Below are 6,451 nucleotides of genomic sequence, written 5' to 3'. Positions count from 1 at the left end.
AAGGCCTCTCCCCCCTCCTTTTCTTTTTAAAATGACCAGTATCAAACTGTTATAGAACACGAAAAAGAGCAAATGGTCATCACCATTCGTGCACATACATTGTTGAAAACAATTAATATAGTAGAAAAACGTCTTTTCGACAAATTACACAAGCTGTGGATAAACAATTCAACAGGCTGTGTAATAACTTTCCACAGGTTATCCACAATTTGTGGATAATATAAATGGGCCAGATAAGTAATTAAGAGTTAAAACACAAATATAATATCAAAATAAACAAGATGGTGCAATGGGTGTCACAAACTTATCCACACACTTTACATCCTGTTGAAAAATAATTATCCACATCGGTTATTTGTGTGAAAAAAATGTCGATAATGGGTGTGGATAGTCTAAATATGCCGGAAAAATATCCACATCCATGTTTTGAAGGTCTTTTAGGAGGAAAAAAAGAATAAAATGCTGGAAACTAAAAAAGAAGGTTTCTTCGTTTGATAACTTATGTTATGCTTATAAGGTTGATAATAAGAGTTTTATCATTGATATTGACAATCGATGGGTTACACAAATATAATGAGTTAGACTGTCTTAAACAGCTATTCCTCAGGGAGGTGTCATAAATGAAAAGAACGTTTCAACCAAATAACCGTAAGCGTAGTAAAGTTCATGGCTTCCGCAGCCGTATGAGTACTAAAAACGGACGTCTAGTTTTAAAGCGACGCCGCAGCAAAGGTAGAAAAAAATTATCAGCTTAGGCCACTGAATAATGTCAGTGGTCTTTTTTACATAGAATCGTAAATGAACTGTCAGTTTTTATCGGAGTGGAAGAAAACATGAAGAAGCGAAACAGGCTAAAAAAAAATGAAGAGTTTCAAAAGGTGTTCAAAAAAGGTCAATCAATGGCAAATCGCCAATTCGTTATTTACCAGCTGGATCAGCCAAATCAAGATGAACTGCGTTTAGGATTGTCTGTCAGTAAGAAGATTGGTAATGCAGTGATAAGAAACCGAATTAAACGACTGATCCGTCAGGTGTTTTTAGAGGAAGGTCATAAGTTAAAGCAAGAAAAAGACTACATAGTCATTGCACGAAAACCAGCGAGTGAATTGACCTTTGAAGAAACAAAGAAGTCTCTCCAACATTTATTTAGAAAATCCGCTGTTTATCAACAACAACCGAAAAAGTCTTCGTAATAGAAACTTTCGTTGAATCAATTTTAAAAGCGCTTCCTTCATCTAGTGAATTAAAATGAAACCACCACTTTGCAAAGAAAAAATGTTACCATACTGATTAGGTGAGTCACTTTCTTAATCAATTCCAACTTAAATAAAGTTTGAAGTAATGGGAGGAATCTTGTTGAAAAGGCGATTATTACTAATATTTAGCTTGATTGGCGTATTGGTTTTATTGGCAGGGTGTACACAGATCAATGAACCAATTACATCAGATAGTAAGGGATTCTGGAATTCTTATATTGTTTACCCGCTATCTCAATTAATCACGTACATGGCAAACTTAACTGGTGAAAACTATGGTGTAGCGATTATTATTGTGACACTGCTAATTCGCTTGCTTATTTTACCATTAATGATTAAACAGTTAAGAAGTACAAAAGCGATGCAAGCATTGCAGCCTGAATTGAAAAAGCTTCGTGAAAAATATAGCTCTAAAGATCAAAAAACACAGCAGCAGCTTCAGCAGGAAACAATGGCCCTTTTTCAAAAAAATGGCGTCAATCCGTTAGCAGGCTGTTTCCCAATTTTAATTCAAATGCCAATCCTTATTGGTTTCTATCATGCAATTATGAGAACAGCAGAAATTAAAAAGCATACATTCTTATGGTTTGACTTAGGTAGCCCAGATCCATTGTTCCTATTACCAATTATTGCGGGTGTAGCTACTTTCATTCAGCAAAAGCTGATGATGGCTGGAAATCCTTCGGACAACCCTCAAATGGCTATCATGTTATGGGTGATGCCGATTATGATCGTTGTGTTTGCAATTAGTTTCCCAGCAGCACTTTCATTGTACTGGGTTGTAGGTAACATTTTCATGATCATTCAAACATTGGTGATTAAAACACCTCAAGTAAAAGTAGATACAAAAGAAAAAGCTGGCGGGAATAAAAAATGAAGGAAATAACTGCTGTCGGTCGCACAATCGAAGAAGCAGTAGATTCCGGACTTAAACAAATTCAGCTACTACAAGAAGAAGTAGAAATCACAATAGTAGATGAAGGAAATAAAGGGTTTTTAGGATTATTTGGTAAAAGACAAGCTGTGGTCAAGTTAGTAGAAAAGATAAATGCACTTAAATTAGCTACACAGTATTTAGATAAAATTGTTAAGTCTATTGATCCTAAAGCAAAGATTATTTCCAAACAGGAACCGAAAAAGATTTCTTTCCACATTGATGGAGATAAAACGTCATTAATGATTGGAAAAAGAGGCCAAACATTGTACTCTTTAGAAACGTTGGTACAGCTAGTGTTTAATCGTTATTCTGATCAGTATCATCATATAACAATTGATATTGGCGATTATAGGAAGAAACGACAAGAAGCACTTGAACAATATGCCGTCAAAACAGCAAATCGGGTTTTAAAAACGAAGAGAAAGGTTCATTTAGAACCAATGCCTTCGAATGAACGAAAAATTGTCCATGATGCGATTGCTGCATTCTCTAAAGAACTTGCAACGGCATCTGAAGATACAGGCAGCAAGCGTCATGTTGTGGTGTTGTATAAAAAATAGCAGAAAGGCTAAGATTCAGCAAAGCTGGATTTTAGTCTTTTTTTATTGAAAAATTGCTTTTTATAGATGATTCATCCTTTATTTCTAAAAATTAAGTGTGAGATATGAGTGTAAAACGCCATTTTAACAAGTAAGTAAAGGGGTCAGGGCGTTTAAATTTATTGGATTTAGGTGTAAGATGTGAAGACAAGTTTCAAACGTCGTTATTCACATGTGGATAAGTTAAGTGTTAAAATAGATAAGATGCAAAGCTGTGGATAATTAGATATGGGATACTTTCACTTCGCTTTCATTTATGGTATCTTTAAATTTTGGATTAAGCGTTTTTGATATAGAGATGGACATTGTCCATTTAATAGATAACAGACTGTTTATTCAGTAGAGAAAGAGGTGAATGAGTGATGGATACAATTGCAGCAATTTCTACGCCGATGGGTGAAGGAGCAATTGCGATTATTCGTTTAAGCGGGCCTGATGCGGTACAGATTGCTGATCGGATGTATAAAGGTCCTAAGGAGAAAAAACTTATATCGGTGGATTCTCATACGATTCATTATGGTCATATTGTGGATTCTAGCACTGAGCAAGTAATAGAAGAGGTCATGGTGTCAGTATTAAGAGCGCCAAAAACATTTACGAGAGAAGACGTTATTGAGATTAACTGCCATGGCGGAATTGTAACGGTCAATAAAGTATTGCAGCTTGCTTTAAGAGAAGGAGCAAGATTAGCGGAGCCAGGTGAGTTTACAAAACGAGCTTTCTTAAATGGAAGAATTGATCTTTCACAGGCTGAAGCGGTAATGGATTTGATTCGCGCAAAGACAGATCGTGCGATGAATGTAGCGATTACTCAAATGGAGGGACGCCTCTCCGGTTTGATTAAACGACTTCGCGGCGAGATATTGGAAACTTTGGCCCATGTTGAAGTCAATATTGACTATCCTGAGTATGACGATGTTGAAGAAATGACGCATCGGGTCTTAGTTGAAAAGGCAACATCAGTGAAAAAGGAAATTGAGTCACTGTTAACGACGTCTCAGCAGGGGAAAATACTTCGCGAGGGCTTATCCACTGTCATTATTGGAAGACCGAATGTTGGGAAGTCTTCCTTGTTGAATAGTCTTGTACAGGAAACAAAAGCGATTGTAACGGATATTCCTGGAACAACGAGAGATGTCATTGAGGAATATGTAAATGTTAGAGGTGTACCGCTTCGTTTAGTCGATACTGCGGGTATACGTGAGACGGAGGACATTGTTGAGCGTATAGGGGTTGAACGATCTAGACAGGTCTTAAAAGAAGCTGACCTGATTTTACTTGTGCTCAATTATAGCGAGGAATTGTCAGAAGAGGATATCAAACTATTTGAGGCCGTCTCAGGCATGGATATCATCGTGATCGTGAATAAGACAGATCTTGAGCCTAAGCTTGATATCGAAAAGGTCAAGCAGTTAGCGAAGGATCGTCCGGTGGTTACGACATCATTATTACAAGAAAAGGGGATTGATGAGCTTGAAATTGCGATTCAATCACTATTCTTCACGGGTTCAATTGAAAGTGGAGATTTAACGTATGTAAGTAACACAAGGCATATTGCGCTCCTTCAGGCAGCAAAACAATCAATTGAGGATGCTCTTGAAGGAATTGAAATGGACGTACCGATCGACATAGTTCAAATAGATTTAACACGCTGCTGGGAACAGTTGGGTGAAATTATTGGGGATGCTGTTCATGAAAGCTTGATTGATCAGTTATTCTCTCAATTCTGTTTAGGAAAGTAAAGGGAGGAACATAAGAAATGGGTTATGAAGCTGGCAATTATGACGTAATCGTCGTGGGTGCCGGTCATGCTGGAGTTGAGGCTGCTCTTGCATCTGCAAGACAGGGCGCCAAAACACTTGTATTGACTATCAACCTCGATATGGTTGCTTTTATGCCATGTAATCCGTCCGTAGGCGGCCCCGCAAAAGGGATTGTCGTCAGAGAAATTGATGCTCTAGGCGGAGAAATGGCACGAAATATAGATAAGACGCATATTCAAATGCGCATGCTGAATACGGGGAAAGGACCTGCTGTCCGTGCGTTAAGAGCGCAAGCAGATAAGTTCCAATATCAGCATGAAATGAAAAAAACAATGGAAAATGAACCAAACCTGACAATGCTGCAAGGTATGGTAGATCATTTAATTGTAGAAGATGATGAATGTAAAGGTGTTGTTACTCAAACAGGGGCGAACTATCGTGCGAAGTCTGTTGTATTAACAACAGGGACTTTCTTGAAAGGCCGCATTATTTTAGGAGACCTTTCGTATTCAAGCGGTCCAAATAACCAGCAGCCTTCTATTAAATTATCGGATCATTTAGCAGAACTAGGATTTGATTTGGTTCGTTTTAAAACAGGAACACCTCCTCGAGTGAATAGTCACTCGATTGACTATAGTAAAACAGAAATTCAACCAGGTGATGATGTCCCGCGGGCATTCTCCTATGAAACGGTTGAATATATTACTGACCAGCTGCCATGCTGGCTAACATACACGAGTTTAGAGACTCATCAAATAATTGATGAGAATCTACACCGTTCTCCAATGTATTCAGGTATGATTAAAGGAACTGGCCCTAGATACTGCCCGTCCATCGAAGATAAAGTGGTGCGTTTCAATGATAAACCGAGACATCAAATTTTCTTAGAGCCAGAAGGTCGTAATACACAGGAAGTTTATGTTCAAGGATTGTCTACAAGTCTTCCTGAGGATGTACAGCAGCGCATGCTTTCAACCATCCCAGGACTCGAGAATGTACAAATGATGAGAGCGGGTTATGCCATCGAGTATGATGCGATTGTACCTACTCAATTGTGGCCTACACTTGAGACGAAGAAAATTTCTGGATTATATACAGCCGGCCAAATTAATGGTACGTCCGGTTATGAGGAAGCAGCAGGTCAAGGGATTATGGCAGGTATTAATGCAGGAAGAAAAGCATTAGGTAAAGAAGAAGTCATTTTAAGCCGATCTGATGCATATATCGGTGTTCTCATCGATGACCTTGTCACAAAAGGAACAAATGAACCGTACCGTCTCTTGACATCACGTGCTGAGTATCGTCTACTTCTACGTCATGACAATGCTGATTTAAGATTAACTGAACTTGGGTATCAAATTGGATTAATTTCTGAAGAAAGATTCCAGTCATTCCAGCAGAAAAAAGAAGCCATCGAAGCAGAGAAAAAACGTTTATATTCTGTCATCATTAAACCAACAGCAGAGACTCAAGAATTTATTCGTTCACTCGGTGGAAGTGAGCTGAAGGACGGTATTCGTGCAAGCGATTTGATGAAGCGTCCAGAAATGAACTATGAATCTGTTGTGAAATTAGCTCCTGCTGAAACACCGCTTCCTTCTGATGTGTGTGAGCAGGTAGAGATTCAAATTAAATACGAAGGTTATATTGAAAAGTCACTCCAGCAAGTTGAAAAACTGAAAAAGATGGAGAACAAAAAGATTCCTGACCGAATTGATTATGACGCCATCAAAGGAATTGCAACTGAAGCGAAACAAAAGCTGAAAGAAGTCCGACCGCTTTCTGTTGCACAGGCTTCTCGTATTTCAGGCGTTAACCCTGCTGATATTTCTATCCTTTTAGTATATTTAGAGCAGGGGCGTATTGCGAAGATAGCAGAATAGAAAGGATGTCGGC

Annotated in this window: 6 protein-coding genes; all 6 read left to right on the top strand. The window is 38.4% G+C overall.

Annotated elements, in window-relative coordinates:
* The first annotated feature begins 620 nt into the window (after positions 1 to 620).
* Positions 621 to 755: a 50S ribosomal protein L34 gene (rpmH, locus tag NST59_RS19120; protein ID WP_073208224.1), complete on the top strand. Its 135-nt coding sequence runs from the start codon at positions 621 to 623 to the stop codon at positions 753 to 755.
* Between the two features lie 78 nt (positions 756 to 833).
* The gene (gene rnpA / locus NST59_RS19115) at positions 834 to 1,193 is read left to right on the top strand and encodes a ribonuclease P protein component (protein WP_008360906.1); all 360 of its coding nucleotides are present in this window, start codon (positions 834 to 836) and stop codon (positions 1,191 to 1,193) included.
* A gap of 157 nt (positions 1,194 to 1,350) precedes the next feature.
* A complete protein-coding gene (gene spoIIIJ / locus NST59_RS19110) occupies positions 1,351 to 2,133 on the top strand; it encodes a YidC family membrane integrase SpoIIIJ (RefSeq protein ID WP_087976621.1) in 783 nt (260 codons plus the stop codon).
* Positions 2,130 to 2,753, top strand: coding sequence for an RNA-binding cell elongation regulator Jag/EloR (jag, locus tag NST59_RS19105; RefSeq protein WP_039182938.1), 624 nt, complete (start codon positions 2,130 to 2,132; stop codon positions 2,751 to 2,753). Before spoIIIJ ends, jag begins: the two co-directional genes overlap by 4 nt.
* A 401-nt stretch (positions 2,754 to 3,154) precedes the next feature.
* Positions 3,155 to 4,534: a tRNA uridine-5-carboxymethylaminomethyl(34) synthesis GTPase MnmE gene (gene mnmE / locus NST59_RS19100; protein ID WP_039182936.1), complete on the top strand. Its 1,380-nt coding sequence runs from the start codon at positions 3,155 to 3,157 to the stop codon at positions 4,532 to 4,534.
* Positions 4,535 to 4,551: 17 nt separating this feature from the next.
* Entirely contained in the window at positions 4,552 to 6,438 is a 1,887-nt protein-coding gene (mnmG, locus tag NST59_RS19095) for a tRNA uridine-5-carboxymethylaminomethyl(34) synthesis enzyme MnmG (protein ID WP_039182934.1), read from the top strand.
* Positions 6,439 to 6,451: the final 13 nt, after the last annotated feature.

It is taken from the genome of Bacillus sp. FSL R5-0439, from assembly GCF_038008805.1.
GTDB classification, from domain to species: domain Bacteria; phylum Bacillota; class Bacilli; order Bacillales; family Bacillaceae; genus Bacillus; species Bacillus safensis.
The sequence above is the reverse complement of the archived record's forward strand: the minus strand, read 5'-3'. Positions and strand labels throughout refer to the sequence as shown.

Bases quoted from the DNA above. Each gene is read 5' to 3' on its own strand.
- rpmH (WP_073208224.1), top strand. From the start codon at position 621: ATGAAAAGAACGTTTCAACCAAATAACCGTAAGCGTAGTAAAGTTCAT.
- rnpA (WP_008360906.1), top strand. From the start codon at position 834: ATGAAGAAGCGAAACAGGCTAAAAAAAAATGAAGAGTTTCAAAAGGTG.
- jag (WP_039182938.1), top strand. From the start codon at position 2,130: ATGAAGGAAATAACTGCTGTCGGTCGCACAATCGAAGAAGCAGTAGAT.
- mnmE (WP_039182936.1), top strand. From the start codon at position 3,155: ATGGATACAATTGCAGCAATTTCTACGCCGATGGGTGAAGGAGCAATT.
- mnmG (WP_039182934.1), top strand. From the start codon at position 4,552: ATGGGTTATGAAGCTGGCAATTATGACGTAATCGTCGTGGGTGCCGGT.